13 protein-coding genes and 1 pseudogene are annotated in these 17,082 nt (G+C 66.7%); 3 read left to right on the top strand and 11 right to left on the bottom strand.

Going from position 1 to position 17,082, the window contains the following annotated elements:
- The first annotated feature begins 37 nt into the window (after positions 1 to 37).
- Positions 38 to 832, top strand: a complete 795-nt coding sequence (locus AMK58_RS07825) for a PP2C family protein-serine/threonine phosphatase (RefSeq protein ID WP_035673857.1) — start codon at positions 38 to 40, stop codon at positions 830 to 832.
- A gap of 12 nt (positions 833 to 844) precedes the next feature.
- Here the strand turns inward: AMK58_RS07825 and AMK58_RS07820 are convergent, their stop codons facing one another.
- Complete coding sequence (locus AMK58_RS07820) at positions 845 to 1,702, bottom strand: DUF4384 domain-containing protein (RefSeq protein ID WP_137165096.1); 858 nt, start codon at positions 1,700 to 1,702, stop codon at positions 845 to 847.
- A 293-nt stretch (positions 1,703 to 1,995) separates the two neighbouring features.
- On the opposite strand from AMK58_RS07820, the gene AMK58_RS07815 reads away from it, so the two are divergent.
- Positions 1,996 to 3,171, top strand: a complete 1,176-nt coding sequence (locus AMK58_RS07815) for a lysozyme inhibitor LprI family protein (protein ID WP_107685983.1) — start codon at positions 1,996 to 1,998, stop codon at positions 3,169 to 3,171.
- Positions 3,172 to 3,206: 35 nt separating this feature from the next.
- Here the strand turns inward: AMK58_RS07815 and AMK58_RS07810 are convergent, their stop codons facing one another.
- The 8 genes from AMK58_RS07810 to AMK58_RS07775 form a co-directional block, all read right to left on the bottom strand.
- Positions 3,207 to 4,022 (bottom strand): MBL fold metallo-hydrolase, encoded by an 816-nt coding sequence (locus AMK58_RS07810; RefSeq protein ID WP_035673850.1) that lies wholly within the window; start codon positions 4,020 to 4,022, stop codon positions 3,207 to 3,209.
- Positions 4,019 to 4,816, bottom strand: coding sequence for a TatD family hydrolase (locus tag AMK58_RS07805; RefSeq protein WP_035673847.1), 798 nt, complete (start codon positions 4,814 to 4,816; stop codon positions 4,019 to 4,021). The genes AMK58_RS07810 and AMK58_RS07805 overlap by 4 nt, the downstream gene beginning before the upstream one ends.
- 6 nt (positions 4,817 to 4,822) lie before the next feature.
- The gene (gene metG / locus AMK58_RS07800; protein WP_035673843.1) at positions 4,823 to 6,373 is read right to left on the bottom strand and encodes a methionine--tRNA ligase; all 1,551 of its coding nucleotides are present in this window, start codon (positions 6,371 to 6,373) and stop codon (positions 4,823 to 4,825) included.
- 72 nt (positions 6,374 to 6,445) lie between these two features.
- Positions 6,446 to 7,564 (bottom strand): DNA polymerase III subunit delta', encoded by a 1,119-nt coding sequence (locus AMK58_RS07795; RefSeq protein ID WP_035673837.1) that lies wholly within the window; start codon positions 7,562 to 7,564, stop codon positions 6,446 to 6,448.
- A 1-nt stretch (position 7,565) separates the two neighbouring features.
- The gene (gene tmk / locus AMK58_RS07790; RefSeq protein WP_035673836.1) at positions 7,566 to 8,198 is read right to left on the bottom strand and encodes a dTMP kinase; all 633 of its coding nucleotides are present in this window, start codon (positions 8,196 to 8,198) and stop codon (positions 7,566 to 7,568) included.
- Positions 8,199 to 8,268: 70 nt separating this feature from the next.
- Complete coding sequence (locus AMK58_RS07785; RefSeq protein WP_059398787.1) at positions 8,269 to 9,435, bottom strand: D-alanyl-D-alanine carboxypeptidase family protein; 1,167 nt, start codon at positions 9,433 to 9,435, stop codon at positions 8,269 to 8,271.
- A gap of 89 nt (positions 9,436 to 9,524) precedes the next feature.
- Positions 9,525 to 10,436: a septal ring lytic transglycosylase RlpA family protein gene (locus tag AMK58_RS07780; RefSeq protein WP_236778073.1), complete on the bottom strand. Its 912-nt coding sequence runs from the start codon at positions 10,434 to 10,436 to the stop codon at positions 9,525 to 9,527.
- A 105-nt stretch (positions 10,437 to 10,541) separates the two neighbouring features.
- A complete protein-coding gene (locus tag AMK58_RS07775; RefSeq protein ID WP_236778203.1) occupies positions 10,542 to 11,366 on the bottom strand; it encodes a YdcF family protein in 825 nt (274 codons plus the stop codon).
- A 1,078-nt stretch (positions 11,367 to 12,444) separates the two neighbouring features.
- Here AMK58_RS07775 and AMK58_RS32045 point away from each other — a divergent pair.
- Positions 12,445 to 13,494, top strand: a pseudogene (locus AMK58_RS32045) (methyl-accepting chemotaxis protein); the annotation flags it as partial.
- 92 nt (positions 13,495 to 13,586) lie between these two features.
- On the opposite strand, the gene AMK58_RS07765 reads toward AMK58_RS32045, so the two are convergent.
- Both AMK58_RS07765 and AMK58_RS07760 read right to left on the bottom strand, forming a co-directional pair.
- Positions 13,587 to 16,238 (bottom strand): valine--tRNA ligase, encoded by a 2,652-nt coding sequence (locus AMK58_RS07765; RefSeq protein WP_175424463.1) that lies wholly within the window; start codon positions 16,236 to 16,238, stop codon positions 13,587 to 13,589.
- 56 nt (positions 16,239 to 16,294) lie between these two features.
- Positions 16,295 to 16,969, bottom strand: a complete 675-nt coding sequence (locus AMK58_RS07760) for a DUF2497 domain-containing protein (RefSeq protein ID WP_059398785.1) — start codon at positions 16,967 to 16,969, stop codon at positions 16,295 to 16,297.
- Positions 16,970 to 17,082: the final 113 nt, after the last annotated feature.

Below are 17,082 nucleotides of genomic sequence, written 5' to 3'. Positions count from 1 at the left end.
GCTGGTTCGGCTGTAACGCGCTGGAGCCGTTCGCGTGATGCATTCCGCCCTGATCGACATGATCGCTGTCGGACAAACGGATGTTGGCCGTGTCCGTTCGCGCAACGAGGATTCGTTTCACCTCGACCCGGCGCGCGGCTTGGCGGTGATCTGCGATGGCATGGGAGGGCACGCCGGTGGCGACATCGCCAGCCGCACCGCGGTGGAGGTGGTTGCCGCGGTCATCGCCGCCCAGGACCGTGCTGAAGAAGGCCGGACGCCATCCCAGGCGGAGGAGGAGAGGGCGGCTGCGGACGCCGCATCGATGGTGCGTTCTGCGGTGGTGGCTGCCAACCGCCGGATCAACGCCCTGAACCGCCAGCGCGGCTTTGCTGAGGGGCGCGGCATGGGAACCACGCTGGTTGGGCTCTGGCGGGTGCCGGGAACCGACCGCGTTATCGTGTTCCACGCCGGGGACAGCCGGCTGTATCGCCTGCGCGGCGGCGAGTTGCGCCTGCTGACGCGCGATCACAGTCTTTATCAAGTCTGGCTGGACAACGGACGCCGTGGACAGGCTCCCCATCGCAACATCATCGTTCGCGCGCTTGGCACCGGCGAGCAGGTTGAGCCCGAAATCGCCGTACATGATCTGCAGCCGGATGACTTGTATCTTCTGTGTTCGGATGGGCTGACCGGCATCGTGCCGGAGGGCGTGATCCAGCGCATTCTCACCCAACAGCCGCCGCTTACTGGCGAAGACGCCTGTGCCCGGTTGATTGCCCTCGCCAACGGTGCGGGCGGGCCGGACAACATCACCCTCATCCTTGCGCGATTCGTGCGTCTCCCGCCCTGACCCAACGGCGCATCAAGGCGCTCTGGTTTTGAGGAAGCGTGCGGTGGCCACGGTGGCCGGTGCGGCGGAGTCCAAAGCCTGTTTCAAAGCGGGAAGATAGGACGCCACCGCCTCGGCTTCGGGACGCGGCGCGGCGAACAAAGGTGCTGGGCTGGCCACCACGACGATCAACTCGTGACCGTAGGGCGGCCCGACGCTCCAGAAGCGCCCTCCGGCGCCGCGCTCACCCAGACGGCGAACCGCACCGGACTCCACGCGGCCGCTGATCTCCAGAGGGTTGGGCAACAAATGAATCACGTCGCCGTCCGACGTGAAATAGTCCACCTGCAGGTGCGCTGGAAAATCAGGGGCTACAATGTCAAACATCAAATCCTGGCCGTCCACGAACGATGTTCCGGCGGCTTCCTTGAAGCGGATCGATAAGGACGCCGCCGAGCCGGCGTTGGAAGCCCGAAAAGGGCCGATCAGGGTCAGCGGTTCGCACAGGGCAGGGGATACCCGCTCGATCTCCACTGCGGCCCGCTGGCCGGTAAGGAAGTCCTGGGCGAGCAACGCAAGACTGTCCGGATCGGTGTCACCCGCGGTCAAGCCGGAAATCGCAATCCTCTGATCCTTGCCGACGGCGACCTCCAACTCGGCGCAATGAAACTCCGTCAAGGCCGTCCGCAACGCTGACAGATCGGGCACCGCGGGAATCGGCGCATCGTCCGGTGCGGTAAGCGCCTGAGCCGGTGCGGTTTCGCCGTCCGTGGAGGAGTTGGAGGCATGGACCGGCCACACGCTGGCTCCGATGACAGCGGCAAGCAGCGCAGCGGCGCATCGATGCCGCCATGTCGTCGGCGCAAACGTCAGCGCGAAGGCGTCGTTCACCGGAACCTGACCGTTGGGTATAAACTGTGGTTTATGTAGCGTGCATTCTGGGCACCGCCAAGGGCAGAGGCGCCCACCGAGCGGTGGCCGTCGTTGGGCAGCAGGACGTGAAAGCGGCTATGCTGCTCCTCACCCCAAAGCCGATGTCGATCATATAATCTGTATTATGGAAAATAATGTCACAAAGAAGCGAGGAGGGCACCAATCCGTCCCTTCCGGCGTTCCGGCCGATGGATTATCGTCACGGCTCGCTCCCGCATCCATTCCCTTCCCTTCGATGAAGGCTGCGCCTTATGCCTCGCTCCTCGTGGCTTTTCGGCCCCGCGTTGTCGCTCTTTCTGATTCCGTTCGCCGCCATGGCTCAGACGCCACCCGATTGCGCCAAACCATCCAGTCGCGCTGAACGGACCATTTGCGCCAGTGCCGACCTGAAGGTCGCCGCCGAGGACATGGCGACGCTCCTGCGTGACACCTTGGGAAACTCCGCTGACGACCGGGATGCCATTGAGCGTGCGCAGAAAGCGTTCCTGACCGAACGTGACGGCACCTGCGCCGACAAATCCACCATCCCGGCCTGTCGAGCCCTATACGAGAAACGCGCCGCCGACCTCGCCGCTCAGAATTCAGCGGCGCAGAAGAAACTGGCTGCGGTTGTCGCCGGCATTCCGAAGGATGCCAAGGCCGCGGCCGCGGCGCTCCTGCGCTACAGCGGTGCGCCAGCAAAGGCATGGCTGGTGTATCTCTACCAGAGTGGCGCCGTGGCGGTGCCCGACAAGGACGCCACGGTACGCCGGCTGGTGGATGAGATCTTGAACCAAGGTCTCCCGAAAGATCCCTATCTCCTTGAAGAAATGGCGAATCTCGGCGACGTTCAAGGAGCGCCACTGAGCACGTCGCTGCTGTTCCTGCGCCACGTCCTGTCGACCACGGAAATGGACGCGCCCTGCTTCCTGTTCACCAAGCATGGACAGCCGGCCTTCGAAGCCTTCGGCGCCTTCTGGGGCAACGCGCGCGACGAGACGCCCGGCCTGTGCAATCCGCCGTCCTCCCTGTTCGATTTGCCGGAATGGCAAGCCGTATCCACCCACATGGACCCGGCCATCGAGCCGGCCCTGGTGGAACGGGGCAGCATCCGCCATGGCTATGAACGCCAGTTCGAAGTGGACGATCTTCAGGCGTCGCTGGTGCCCAGCACGCTTCTCGAAGCGCCCATGTCCGCCGAAGCCAAGAAGATGGCCGAGCAGCGCGGCCGGGCCGTGGCCGCTTTTCGATCCTGGAGCGATTTCGACGTTTGGCCGGAGAAGGAGTATCGCGCGGCGGTGCACACCCTGCCCGCGGCCATTACTGCAACATCAAAGCTTTACAGGGAAAAATTCAAGCTGAATCCCCAGACGGCGGATCAGGCGGCCAGGGCGGCCGCAGACCGTTTCATCGCCGGGCGGCTGGGTCTCATCATGCCGGACGACTGACCGTTGCCCTGCCCCATCCCATCATCAAACAAACCTTAAAGCTCAATGACGAGTCCATCATAGGCGGGTTCGACACCAGCGGGAAGCAGTCGGCGGAGCGTATCGTAATCCATAGTCTGGTCCATGTGCGTCAGGTAGGCCCGCTTGGGGCGCACCCGCGCGATCCACTCCAGCGTCAGGGCGAGATGGGCGTGAACCGGATGTGGCGGCTCGATCCGAGCGCAGTCCACCACCCAGACCTCGACGCCCTCCAGCGCCACAAAGGCGTCTTCATCCAATCTCACAACATCGGTCGAATAGGCAAATTTATCAAACCGGTAGCCGAGGGTCTTCAAGTAGCCGTGATCTTGCTCGAACGGCACGATCCGGTGGCCGCGCACCGAGAACGGGCCCTCCACCGCGTGGGGCGTCAGCACCGGACGATAGAAGGGATCGCCCGGACGCAAGGGTTCGAAGCAATAGCTGAAGCGCCGCTCCAACTCGGCCAGGTCGTCGGCGCGTCCGTAGGCGTCGATGGGAGCCTGCATCGCACGGCACAGCTCCCGCAACTCATCGATGCCGTGGGCGTGGTCGGCGTGCTGGTGCGTCCACAGCACGGCGTCCAGCTGCCGCACATCCGCGTTGAGAAGCTGCTGGCGCAGGTCCGGCGAGGTGTCGACCAGGACGTTGACGCCGTTCTCCTGCCGGCCGCCCAGCTCGGCCCCCTGCCCCTGCTCCCACTCCACCAGAATGGATGGGCGCATCCGGTGGTTCCGGGGGTTCGCCGGGTCACAAGCGCCCCAGCCGAGACCAATCACGGGGACGCCCCGCGATCCGCCGCAGCCAAGGATCGTGACCCGTTGACCGGTCATGCAACGGCCTGTTCGGCCGAGCCGGCGCGGGGGAACAGGCGGAAGAAGTTCTCGGTGGAGATCCGGGCCATCTCCGCCTCGTCCACGCCCTTCACCCCGGCGACGCAGGCCGCGGTATGCGCGACGTAAGCCGGTTCGTTGCGCTTGCCGCGGAATGGGATCGGCGCCAGATAGGGCGCGTCCGTCTCCACCAGAATCCGGTCCAGCGGGACGTCCTTCACAATGGCGCGGAGGTCCTCCGACTTCTTGAAGGTGACGATCCCCGACAGGGAAATGTAAAAGCCGAAATCCAGTGCTTCTTCAGCGAGTTGTCGCCCTGAGCTGAAGCAATGCAGCAAGCCGTTGACCGGCTGGCCGGCAGCCTCTTCGCGGACGATCCGCATGGTGTCGTCGTCGGCGTCGCGGGTGTGCACGATCAGCGGCAGGCCGGTCTCCAGGCTGGCGCGGATGTGCCGGCGGAAGCACTCCTGCTGAACGTCGCGCGGGCTCTTGTCGTAGAAATAGTCGAGCCCGGTTTCGCCCAGCCCGATCACCTTCGGGTGCTTCGACAGCTCGACGAGGCGTTCGACGGACACCCCGGCGATCTCCTCCGCCGCCTGATGCGGATGGACGCCGAGCGAGCACAGGACATCGTCGTAGCGTTCGGCGACCGCCAGGATGCGGTCGAAGCGCGACAGGTAGGTGCAGATGGTCACCATCCGCCCCACCCCCGCCCGCCGGGCGCGGTCGACGACCGCGTCCAGCTCCTCGGCGAAATCGGGAAAGTCGAGATGGCAGTGGCTATCGACCAGCATCGTTCGTCAGCTCTTCGCTTCGTCCACATAGCGGGGGAACACGCCCTGCGGCGTGGGCAGCGGCGTGCCGGCGACCAGTGCCCCACCCGCCCCCAGCCGGTCGAACCCGCGGGCTTCCGGCCCCTGCGCCAGCTGGTCCAGGATCTTCGCCGAGGCTTCCGGCATGATCGGCTGGGTCAGGATCGCGAGATGGCGGATGGTCTCGGCCAGCACGTACAGCACCGTGGCCATGCGCGCCGGATCGGTCTTCTTCAGCGCCCAGGGGGCCTGTTCGTCCACATAACGGTTGCCGTCGCCGATCACCGCCCAGATGGCGTCCAGCGCCTTGTGGAAGGACTGCGACCGGATCTCCGCCCGGACGATCGGCAGCAGGTTGCGGGCGGCGCCGAGCAGGGCGTCGTCGGCCTCGGTGAAGGCGCCCGGCTGCGGCACGGCGGCCCCGCAGTTCTTGCCGATCATCGACAGTGAGCGCTGCACGAGGTTCCCGTAATCGTTGGCGAGGTTGCCGTTGATCCGCTGCACCATCTGCTTGTGCGAGAAGTCGCCGTCGTTGCCGAAGGGCACCTCGCGCAGCAGGAAGTAGCGGGTCTGGTCCAGGCCGTAGGTGTTGACCAGCGTCTCCGGCGCGATGACGTTGCCCAGCGACTTCGACATCTTCTGGCCTTCGATGGTCCACCAGCCATGGGCGAAGACGCGCTTGGGCGGGGCCAGCTTGGCGGCCATCAGGAAGGCCGGCCAATAGACGGCGTGGAAGCGCAGGATGTCCTTGCCGACCATGTGCAGGTTGGCCGGCCAGTATTTGGCGTACTCGCCGCTCTCGTCCGGGAAACCGACCGCGGTGATGTAGTTGGCCAGGGCGTCCAGCCAGACATACATGATGTGGTCGGGGTTGCCCGGCACGGGGATGCCCCACTTGAAGGTGGTGCGGCTGACCGACAGGTCCTTCAGCCCCGACTTCACGAAGGCCATCACCTCGTTGCGCTTGCCGGCAGGGGCAATGAAATCCGGATTCTGCTCGTAGAACTCCAGCAGGCGGTCCTGCCAAGCCGACAGGCGGAAGAAGTAGGACGGCTCCTCCACCCACTCGCACTCGGCGCCGGTCGGGGCGATCTTCTTGCCGGACGGCGACGTGGTCAGCTCATCCTCGCCGTAGAAGGCCTCGTCGCGCACCGAGTACCAGCCGGCGTAGCTGCCGAGATAAATCTCGCCGGCCGATTCCAGACGGCGCCACAGTTCCTGCACCGATGCGATGTGCCGCGGCTCGGTCGTGCGGATGAAGTCGTCGTTGGAGAAGTTCATCAGCGAGACGAGGTCGCGGAAGTTCTTCGACACGCGATCGGTGAACTCCTGCGGCGCGATGCCGGCGTTCATGGCGGATTTCTCCACCTTCTGGCCGTGCTCGTCGGTGCCGGTGAGGAACTTCACGTCATAGCCGTCCAGCCGCATGAAGCGGGCCAGCACGTCGCAGGCGAGCGTGGTGTACGCGTGCCCGATGTGCGGCACGTCGTTCACGTAATAGATCGGAGTCGTCAGGTAGAAGGTCTTCGACCCGGTCATGGCAGAGGCTCTCCCGAGAATGCGCCGGCCCGGCGCGTTGCCGGCCCGGATGGGCGTGGTGTGTCGTCCGTGTTAAGTAGCAGCCGCTTCCAGCGTCGCCAAGGCGTTCAGGACCACCTGTTTGCGGTCGAGATTGGCGGATTCCGCACGGGCGAAATGGCGTTGGACCTTTTCCCACACCTCCACCCAACGTTCAAGGCCGCGGGCGTTGGCCAGACGGGTCATCAGGGCGGCCTCCCCGGCCACCACCTCCGCCGGCCAGGCGCCGCGGGCCAGCGACCGGACGAAGCGGGCCAGCCACCAGACGAGCAGGTCGGTGGCCGTCTCGTACAGCCCGTCGTCCTGCTTGCGGGTCAGCTTGTCGCCGAAGGCGTGGGCGGCGGTGATGTCCAGCCGAGGCAGGGTGCCGAGCAGGCCGATCAGCTCCCGGTAGAGGTCGAGCCCGCCGGCCTCGGCCAACCCGATGGCCCGGCCGATGCTGCCCTCCGCCAGCCGGGCGAGCGCCGCCCGGTCCTCACCGCCGAGGTCAGGACGATGCTGGGACAACAGGTTAAGGACGGTTTCCTCAGGAAGCGGTTGAAGCGTGAGCTTGCGGCAGCGGGAGCGAATGGTGGGCAGCATGCCGCCGGGGTTGTCGCTGACCAGAAGCAGCAAGGCGCCCGGCGGCGGCTCCTCCAGAATCTTTAGAATGGCGTTCAAGCCACTGAGATTCATACGATCCGCGCCGTCGATCACCGCCACGCGCCAGCCACCCTCGGCGGCGGTCTTGCGCAGGAAGGGACCGATCTTGCGCACGTCGTCCACGGCGATGTCGCGCTTCAGCCGGTCGCGCTTCTCATCGCGCTGGCGCTCCACGGTCAGCAGGTCGGCGTGCCCGCCTGAGGCCACACGGCGAAAGACCGGGGCGTCCGGAGACAGCGCCAGCGAGGCCGGAGGAGGAGGCGCACCGAACAGGCCGGCGTCCGGCGGCTCGTGCCCCTGGGACAGGACGAAGCGGGCGAAGCGGAAGGCCAGCGTCGCCTTGCCGATTCCCGGCGGGCCGCCGATCAGCCAGGCGTGCGGCAGGCGGCCGGAGTTCCAGGCGTCGAGCAGCAGGCGCTCGGCGTCCTCGTGACCGGTCAGGTCGGGATTGCGGCGCGGGGCGAGGGCGTCCTCCTCCGCGATTGGTTCGGGCGCGCGGGCGCGGCTCACCTCAGGAGGCTCCCAGGCGGCGGGTCACCGTGTCCAGAATGGACGCCTCCACCGTCTCCACGGGGTGTCCGGCATCGACGACCACGCAACGCTCCGGCTCCCGCGCGGCGATGTCGAGGAAGCCATCGCGCAGGCGGTGGTGGAAGGCGACGTCCATGCGCTCGTAGCGGTCCTCCCCGCCGCGCCGGGCGGCAGCGCGGGCCAGCCCGTCCTCCACCGGCAGGTCGAGGATCAGGGTCAGGTCGGGCCGGAAGTCGCCCAGGGCCGTGGCCTGAAGCGCGGCGACCAGATCGCGCCCCAGCCCCAGCCCGTAGCCCTGATAGGCCATGGTGCTGTCGAAGAAGCGGTCGCAGATGACCCAGTGTCCGGCTTCCAGTGCCGGCCAGACGGTGCGTTCCAGATGGTCGCGGCGGGCGGCGGTGTGCAGCAGCGCCTCGGTCACCGGACCCCAGCGCCCGGTCTCCCCCGACACCAGAAGGCCGCGGATCTCCTCGGCCCCTGGCGAACCGCCGGGCTCGCGGGTCAGCACGACCCGCTTCCCCCAACCGATCAGCGCGTCGGCGAGCAGGCGGATCTGGGTGGTCTTGCCCGCCCCCTCGCCGCCCTCCAGCGTGATGAACCGCCCGCGCGTCATGGTCTGCTCCCGATGGTGATGAGGCCCGCCGCCTTCCGAAGTCCGGTGGCGACGGGCCGGCTTACACCAATCAGCTCGCCCCGAAAATGAGGAACTTCGCCGCCGCCAGGGCGCGGCCCACGAAGCCCAGCTTCTCCACGTCCTGGGCGGCGACCACCGGGAACTCCTTGCCCGGGAAGCCCGGCGCCGACACCACCACCTTGCCCACCACGTCGCCCTTCTTCACCGGCGCGGCGACCGGGGCGTTGCTGACCAGCGACACCTTCATGCCGCTGCGGTCGGCACGGGCCATGGTAACCTTCATGTCCTCCGGCACAGTGACCGGAACGGTGTCCTGCGCGCCCAACCAGAGCGGCACCTGATCGACCGTCTCGCCCGCCTTGAACAGGGCGTAGGTGGCGAATTCGCGGAAGCCCCATTCGATCAACCGGGCCGATTCGTCGGCGCGGGCCTGCATGCTCGGCAGGCCGTTGACCACCAGGATGAGACGGCGCCCTTCCCGCTCCGCCGAGGCGGTCAAGCCGTAACCGCCGGCCTCGGTGTGGCCGGTCTTCATACCGTCCACGTCCATGCCGCGGTAGAGCAGCGGGTTGCGGTTGCCCTGGTTGATGCCGTGGTACTTGAACTCCCGAATCGAATAATAGTGGTAGTATTCCGGGAAGTCTTTGATCAGATGCTCGGCCAGGATCGAGAGATCGCGGGCGGTCATATAGTGGTTCGGGTCGGGCCAGCCCGTCGCGTTGGTCAGGTTGGTGTCCTTCAGCCCCAGCTCGCGGGCGCGCTTGTTCATGCGCTCGGCAAAAGCCGATTCGGAGCCGGCGAGACCTTCGGCGAAGACGATGCAGGCGTCGTTGCCCGACTGCACGATCACGCCTTTGATGAGGTCGTCGACCTTGATGTTGTTGTGCAGCTCCACGAACATCTTGGAGCCCTGCATCCGCCACGCGCGCTCCGACACCGGCAGCGTGCTCTCCAGCGTCAGCCGGCCCTCCTTGATCGCGTCGAAGACCATGTACATCGTCATGATCTTGCTCATCGAGGACGGCGCCATGCGCTGATCCGGGCTCTTCTCGAACAGCACGGTGTTCGAGGTGATATCGACCAGGATCGCCTGCTTGGCGATGGTTTCGATGCTGGCGGCGTGAGCCACCGGCCCCACCCCCGCCGCGAACAGCGCGACCGCAAGGCCCATGGTGAAACGGGTGCGGGCAACGCGGGTGCGGACGACAGCGACCATGACAACTCCCTTCGAAACGCGGACTGGACAAGACATGAAACGGAACGAGGCCCGGTGCCGGGCCAAGCTTGGACTGGGCTCGCGGGTGATCAATCAACCACGATTTTGGCGTCGGTAAGGCCGGCTTGGAGGATTTGGTTCAAAACGGCATCGGCGGAGTCCACGCTGGCCAGCGGCCCCACCCGCACCCGCTGCAGCCGCTGCCGACCGGCGACCGTCTGGGTGACCTGCGCCTGTTGGCCGAGCGAGGCCAGACGGGCGCGCACACGGGTGACGTTGTCCGGACTGCCGAAGGCGCCGACCTGGACGTAGATCTGCTCATAGGGCTTCACCGGAAGCTCGGCGACCACCGGGGCCGGAACGAAGCGACCGTCGACCATATCGCCGGCCACCGTGGTGGGCGGCGGCACCGGGGCGCGGGTGACCGCGGCGGGAGTGGCGCGGGCGGCGCCGTTGACCTCAACCGAGCTGCGTGGCGCGGCCTTCGGCGGCGGCCCGTCCAGCTCGGCCAGCATCGGCGCCGGCGTGCCCTGGCGGGCCGCGGCGGCGACCGCTCGGCTTTCCTCGGCCAGGATCTGCACGCGCACCTTGGCCGTGCCGTTGCCTTCGAACCCCAGCAATTGCGCGCCGCGCCGCGACATGTCGATGATTCGCCCGTTGGCGTAGGGGCCGCGGTCGTTGATGCGAACAACCAGCGACCGGCCGTTGTCGAGATTGGTGACGCGCACGAGGCTTGGCATGGGCAAGGTCTTGTGCGCGGCCGTCAGCTCATTTTGGTCGTAAACCTCGCCGTTGGCGGTGACCTTTTGGTGGAATCCCGGACCGTACCAAGAGGCGATCCCGGTCTCGCTGTAGGAGTAATCCTCGGCGGGATAATACCAGACGCCGTTGACCTGATAAGGCTTGCCGACCTTGTAGACGCCGCTGCGCGGCAGTCCGGACGAGGATGGCGCGGGCGGCGCGGACGCACAGGCGGCGAGCGTCAGCGCTCCTGCGAGCACGACTGCCCCCCTCAGCATATGCGCGCGTCGCATGGTCCCACCCCGCTAAATCTGGTGGCGCCACTCTAGCCGAGTTACCTCGCCGCGCCAACCGCGCAACACCCCTCAGGAGCCCGCCTGCGCTGCAGTGCGGTCATGGGCGGGCCCCGGAAACAGCGCATCGGTCCGCCCCATCAGGCGGTAGGCGACGAGGCCGATCCATTCGCGGATCGGGTCCTGAAGCGCGTCGATCTGCTTGTCGAATTCGAAACGGACGAAGGGCCGTCCGCCGAAGCGCGTGCGGTAATCGACCGGATAGGGAATCACCTCCCAACCGACCTGCCGGAAGATGCCGACCGACCGCGGCATGTGCATGGCCGAGGTCACGAGGACCCAGGTCTCCCCCGGCTTCGGCTTGACGAGCCGCTGGCTGTACAGGGCGTTTTCCCAGGTATTGCGGGACTCGTTCTCGTAAGTCACGCTGTCCGGGTCGATCCCGACCTGCCGAAGCGCGCCGCGGACGGCAAGGTCCTCGCGCAGTTCCAGCGCGTCCTGCCCGGCCAGCCGTCCCGAGCCGCCGGTGAACACCGCATGCGCCTGCGGATAGCGGCGGATCAGTTCGGCGAAACCCAGGATACGCTCCGCCGCGTCGTTGACGGACGGCTCGCCGCGGTCGCGGGTGATCGGCGGGTTCACCGCCCCGCCCAGCATGATGATGCCGTCCACCCGCTCCGGCAGCTCGGGGCGGGGAAAGCGCTCCTCCAGCGGCAGCGCGACCCAGGAGGCGATCGGCGTGACCATGACGACGACGAAGCCGACGGTGACCGCCACGACCAGCCGCCGCCCCCAATGGGCCAGACGGCGGGTGAACAGCAGCGCCGTCCCGGCGGTGAGGATCAGCACGAGCAGATTGCCCGGCGAGACCAGGAGCCACAGCAGCTTCGACAGCACGAAGGACAACAGCCGACCTCCCCTTTTGATTTCCAGCGGTTTCTAGATACGGGCGTTCACCATGAATGCCCAGGGGGCGACGGCACGGTAACGAATCCGCCATCAATCCGTAACAGCGGCGTCTTCGGCGGCGGGTAAGGTCCGCGGCGCAACCAAGGATTTACCGCATATGCTGTCGAACATTTCCATCGGCACGCGAATCGCGCTGCTGGTCGCCGCGTCCGTGGTCACCTTGGGCCTGCTGGGCGGGACGGTCACCGTCGGCGCCCAGCGCATGTTCGAGGCGACCGCCGAACTGGACCAGTTCCGCGACGCCTATGAGCACACCGCCGCCATCGAACGCCGGGCCAGCCGTCTGCGCTTCCAGGCGCTGCGTTTCGTGGCCGACCGCGACGAGACGGCGGCCGAGGCCTTCGCGAAGAACGCCGAGGAAGCCTCGCGCCTGCTGGACGATCTCAAGGAACGCGGCGTGGAGCGCCTGCCGCAGGAGGAGCTGGACCATCTGTCGCAGGGCATCGGCACGCTGAAGGAGCGCTTCTCATCGGTGGTCGCGCGGGCCAAGGAGCTGGGCCTGTCCGACGACAGCGGTCTGCGCGGTGTTCTGCGCGCCTCGGCCCGCGCCATCGAGGACGAGTTGAAGCAGTGGCCGAACGCCGACAAGCTGACCGGCCGCATGGAATCGATGCGGAAGATGGAGAAGGACTTCATCATCTACAGCGACGAATCGCTGCTGTCCGGCCACCGCAAGGCCTTCAACGAATTCACCTTCTTCCTCGCCGATTCGGGGCTGGACACGGCCACCCAGACCAAGCTGGAGAAGCAGGCCCGCACCTACCGCACCGACCTCGGCCGCTTCGTCGACGCCACCAAGGCGTTCCGGGCCGAGGTGCAGACCTTCAACGACGCCTTCCAGGCGATGGTCCCGCGCTTCGAGGCGCTGTTGGATTCGGCCAACGCCGGCATGGCCGGGGCGGTGGAGACTCAGAACCGAGTGCGCGGTGAGGTGATCGCCAACGTGCTCCAGGTCGGCTCCGTTCTGCTGGTCGGCTTCGCGATCATCAGCCTGCTCGTCGCCCGCAGCATCACCCGGCCGCTGCGCCTGATCGAGGGCGTGATGGAGCGGCTGGCCGGTGGCGACCGGACGGCCACCGTTCCGGAGACCGGGCGGCGCGATGAGATCGGCGCAATGGCCCGCGCCGTCAGTGTGTTCAAGGAGAATCTTCAGCGCACGCATGAGCTGGAGCAGGAGTCGCGCCGGGCCGAACGGCGGGCGGAGGAGGAGCGGGAATCCGCGCTGCGCGCCATCGCCCACGATTTCGATTCGGCCTTCGGGCGCGTGCTGCACACGGTCAGCCACGCCGCTGACCAGATCCGCAACGGCGCCCACATCCTGCGCGACACGGCGGAGAAGATGAAGGAGCAGGCGCTCGACACGTCGGAGAAGGCGGAGCAGACCTCCGAGGTGGTCGGCATCGTCAACAACGTGTCGCGCACCCTCTCCGCCTCCATCGGCGAGATCGGTGGGCGGGTGACCACCTCCAGCACGGCGATCCGTCGCGCCGTGGACCACGCCCGGCAGAGCGACACGGCGGTGGCGGCGCTGGCCGACAGCTCGCAGCGGATCGGGGAAATCGTCCGGCTCATCAATGACATCGCCGGGCAAACGAATTTGCTGGCGCTGAACGCCACCATCGAAGCCGCCCGCGCCGGAGAGGCCGGCAAGGGCTTCGCCGTCGTCGCGTCGGAGGTCAAGGTTCTGGCCAACCAGACCGCCAAGGCGACCGAGGACATCGCCGGTCAGGTCGGCGCCATCCAGGAGGCCACCGGCTCCGTCGTCGAGGCGATCCGGGCGATCCGGACCACCGTGGAGGAGGTCGCCCACCTGTCGGAGGACGTGTCCGCGGCGGTGCGCGACCAGCTCGAACAGACTGAGGAGATTGTCGGCGCGGTGGGCCGGGCCAATGACAACACCCACGAGGTGACCGAGAGCGTCAGCACCATGGCGATCACCGCCGCGGAGACCGGCAAGTCGGCCATCGAGATGATCTACTCCGCCGCCCAACTGGCGGACGAACTCCGGCAACTCGAAGCCGACGCTGACCGCTTCGTGTCCTCCATCAAGATTTGAGGCGCCACGCCGTCAGGCACTCTTCAGACAAAAGGAAAGGGCAGGCGCCGAAGCCCCTGCCCTTTCTTGTTTTTTCAATCCAGATGCCGGCCTCAGGCGGCCAGCATCTCCAGCGCTTTCTGCAGCTTGTCGCGGGCCTGTTCCGCGGTGTCGCGGCGGTCGCGCTGCTCCTCGATCACCTCTTCCGGCGCCTTCGCGACGAACTGCTCGTTCGACAGCTTGGCGTCGATCTTCTTGATCTCGCCGGACAGCTTCTCGATCTCCTTGGTCAGGCGCGCCCGCTCCTTGTCGAGGTCGACGATGCCTTCCAGCGGCAGGATCAGCGTGGCCTCGTCCAGCACCGCCTGGACGGCACTCTTCGGCACCGGGCCGGACAGTGGCTCGACGCTGGCCAGACGGCCCATGCGCAGGATCAGGTCGCGGTGCGTGTCCAGCCGCTTCAGGCTCTCCGGACCGGCGTCCTTCAGCTTCAGCTCGATCTGGGCGGCGGGCGGCACGTTCATCTCCGACCGCATGGAGCGGACCGAGGAAATCGCCCGCACCACCCAGTCCATCTCATCGCGAGCGGCGGGGTCGATCAGTTCGGCGCCATGCTCCGGCCAATGGGCGGAGATCAGGCGGTTCGCCCGGTCGTCCGAAAGCTGCTCCCACAGTTCCTCCGTGATGAACGGCATCAGCGGGTGGAGCATATGCAGGATTTCGTCCAGCACCCAGGCCGTGGTCGCCCGCGTCTCGGCGATGGCGGCCTCGTCCGAACCGTTCAGAATCGGCTTGGTGAATTCCAGGTACCAGTCGCAGAAGGTGCCCCAGGTGAAGGCGTAGGCGGTGTTGGCGGCCTCGTTGAACTTGTAGGCTTCGATGGACTCGCCGACCTTCTTCGCCGCCTCCGCCAGGGCGCCGACGATCCAGCGGTTGACCGTCTGGGTCAGCCCGACCGGCTTGAAGCCGGGGACCGGGGCCACCCCGTTCATCTGGGTGTAGCGCGCGGCGTTCCACAGCTTCGTCGCGAAGTTGCGGTAACCCTCGACGCGGCTGACCGCCAGCTTGATGTCGCGGCCCTGGGCGGCCATGGCCGTCAGGGTGAAGCGCAGGGCGTCGGTGCCGTACTGGTCGATCAACTCCAGCGGGTCGATGACGTTGCCCTTGGACTTCGACATCTTCTGGCCCTTCTCGTCGCGGACCAGGGCGTGGATGTAGACCGTCCGGAAGGGCACGTCCTTCATGAAATGCAGGCCCATCATCATCATCCGGGCGACCCAGAAGAAGATGATGTCGAAGCCCGTCACCAGCACGTCGGTCGGGTAATAGCGCGCCAGCTCCGGCGTCTCGTCCGGCCAGCCCAGCGTGGAGAAGGGCCACAGGGCCGACGAGAACCAGGTGTCCAGCACGTCCTGGTCGCGGGTCAGCGCCACGTCCTGGCCGTAATGGGCCTTGGCCGAGGCGATGGCCGCCTCCTCGGTCTCCTCGACGAAGACATGGCCGTCCGGGCCGTACCAGGCGGGAATCTGATGGCCCCACCAGATCTGGCGGCTGACGCACCAGGGCTGGATGTTGCGCATCCACTCGAAATAGGTGTTCTCCCACTGCCTGGGTACGAACACGGTCTTGCCGGTCTCCACCGCCTCGATGGCCGGCTTGGCGAGCGTGGCGGCGTCGACGTACCACTGGTCGGTCAGCCAGGGCTCGATGGCGACGCCGGAGCGGTCACCGTGCGGCACCATGTGGGTGTGCGGCTCGATCTTCTCCAGCAGGCCCAGCTCTTCCAGCTCGGCCACGACCTTCTTGCGCGCCTCGTAGCGGTCGAGCCCGCGGTAGGCCTCGGGGACCTCGTCGCCGGTGATGCGGGCGTCACGGTCCATGATGTTGATGGCCGCGAGGTTGTTGCGCCGCCCGACCTCGAAGTCGTTGAAGTCGTGGGCCGGGGTGATCTTCACAGCACCCGAGCCGGTTTCCGGATCGGCGTACTCGTCGCCGACGATCGGGATCAAACGGCCGACCAGTGGCAGGACGACGTTCTTGCCGATCAGGTCCTTGTAGCGCTCGTCCTCCGGATGCACGGCAACGCCGGTGTCGCCGAGCATGGTTTCCGGGCGTGTGGTGGCGACCACGATGAAGCGGTCGGCCTCCCCTTCAATCGGATAGCGGAAGTGCCAGAGGTTGCCCTTGATCTCCTTCTGCTCGACCTCAAGGTCGGAGATGGCGGTGTGCAGCTTGGGGTCCCAGTTGACCAGCCGCTTGTCCTTGTAGATCAGGCCCTGCTTGTGCAACTCCACGAACACCTTGCGGACGGCACGGCTCAGCCCCTCGTCCATGGTGAAGCGCTCGCGCGGCCAGTCGGGCGAGGCGCCCAGCCGGCGCAGCTGGCGGGTGATGGTGCCGCCCGATTCGGCCTTCCACTCCCACACCTTGTCGATGAAGGCGTCGCGGCCGAAATCGTGGCGCGTCTTGCCTTCCTTGGCGAGGTTCCGTTCCACGACCATCTGGGTCGCGATGCCGGCGTGGTCGGTACCCGGCTGCCACAGCGCGTCGCGCCCGCGCATCCGGTTGTAGCGGGTCAGAACGTCCTGGAGCGTGAAGGTCAGCGCGTGGCCCATGTGCAGGCTGCCGGTCACGTTCGGCGGCGGCATCATGATGGTGTAGGGCTTGCCGTTCGACTCGGTCTTCGCCGCGAACGCGCCCGTCTCTTCCCACAGCCGGTAGTGCTTTTCCTCGACCTCGGCGGGCCGGTACGTCTTTTCCAACATCACCAGGAACTTTCGCTTACGAATTCAAACGGAATGCGTGGCGGGCGTGACGCCGCTCAGAATTTCTGGGAACGCCGGATCATCCGGTCGATTTCCTGCTGCACCAGCCGTTCGACGATGGTCGGCAGGTTCTCGTCCAGCCACTCCTTCAGCAGCGGCTTCAACAGCTCGCGGACGACTTCCTCCACGGTGCGGACGCCGACGGGCATCGGACCGATGGACAGGTCATCGCCGAGCTGGCGCGCCAAATGCGTGAAATGGTGTGACGACTCCTCGGCCACGCGGCGGGAGATCAGACCGTTGTCGAGATCCGACGGACGAATGCGTGGTCGCGGCGGAGGCGGCTCGTCATCGTCGAAATCGTCGAAAGCCGGCGCCGGACGTTTCGCGGTCGGTCGCGGCGGCGGGGGCGGCGGTTCGGGGTCCGGCGCATGATACGCCGGCTCTGGATCGGCCATGCCGCCGAAGGACGGCTCGTCGCGCCACGGATCGGGCTCCGGCTCGTCGGGCTCGTCCCTCCCCTCGTCCTGGAGCATCTGGGTGAGTTCCAGAACGTCATCGTCGTCATCCTCCATGGGAGGCGGCGGCGGGGGCGGCGGAGGTGGTGGCGGCGGGGGCGGCGGAGGAGGCGCCGCTTCCGCCTTCGCGGGTTCGCCATCCTCCGAGATGATGCGGCGGATGGAGGCGAGGATCTCCTCCATCGACGGTTCTTGCTGGCCTTTATCGCTCATCGTGGCAAACCCGGAGACGTCATCCTGACGCGGACACTAGGGCAGGACTGGGTAAAAAGCCACCAGACAAAAACGGCCCGCCGAGGCGGGCCGTTTCGATCATCCGGGGACGA

Source organism: Azospirillum brasilense (genome assembly GCF_001315015.1).
Lineage (GTDB): Bacteria > Pseudomonadota > Alphaproteobacteria > Azospirillales > Azospirillaceae > Azospirillum > Azospirillum brasilense.
This window is presented reverse-complemented; position numbering and strand designations above follow the sequence as displayed.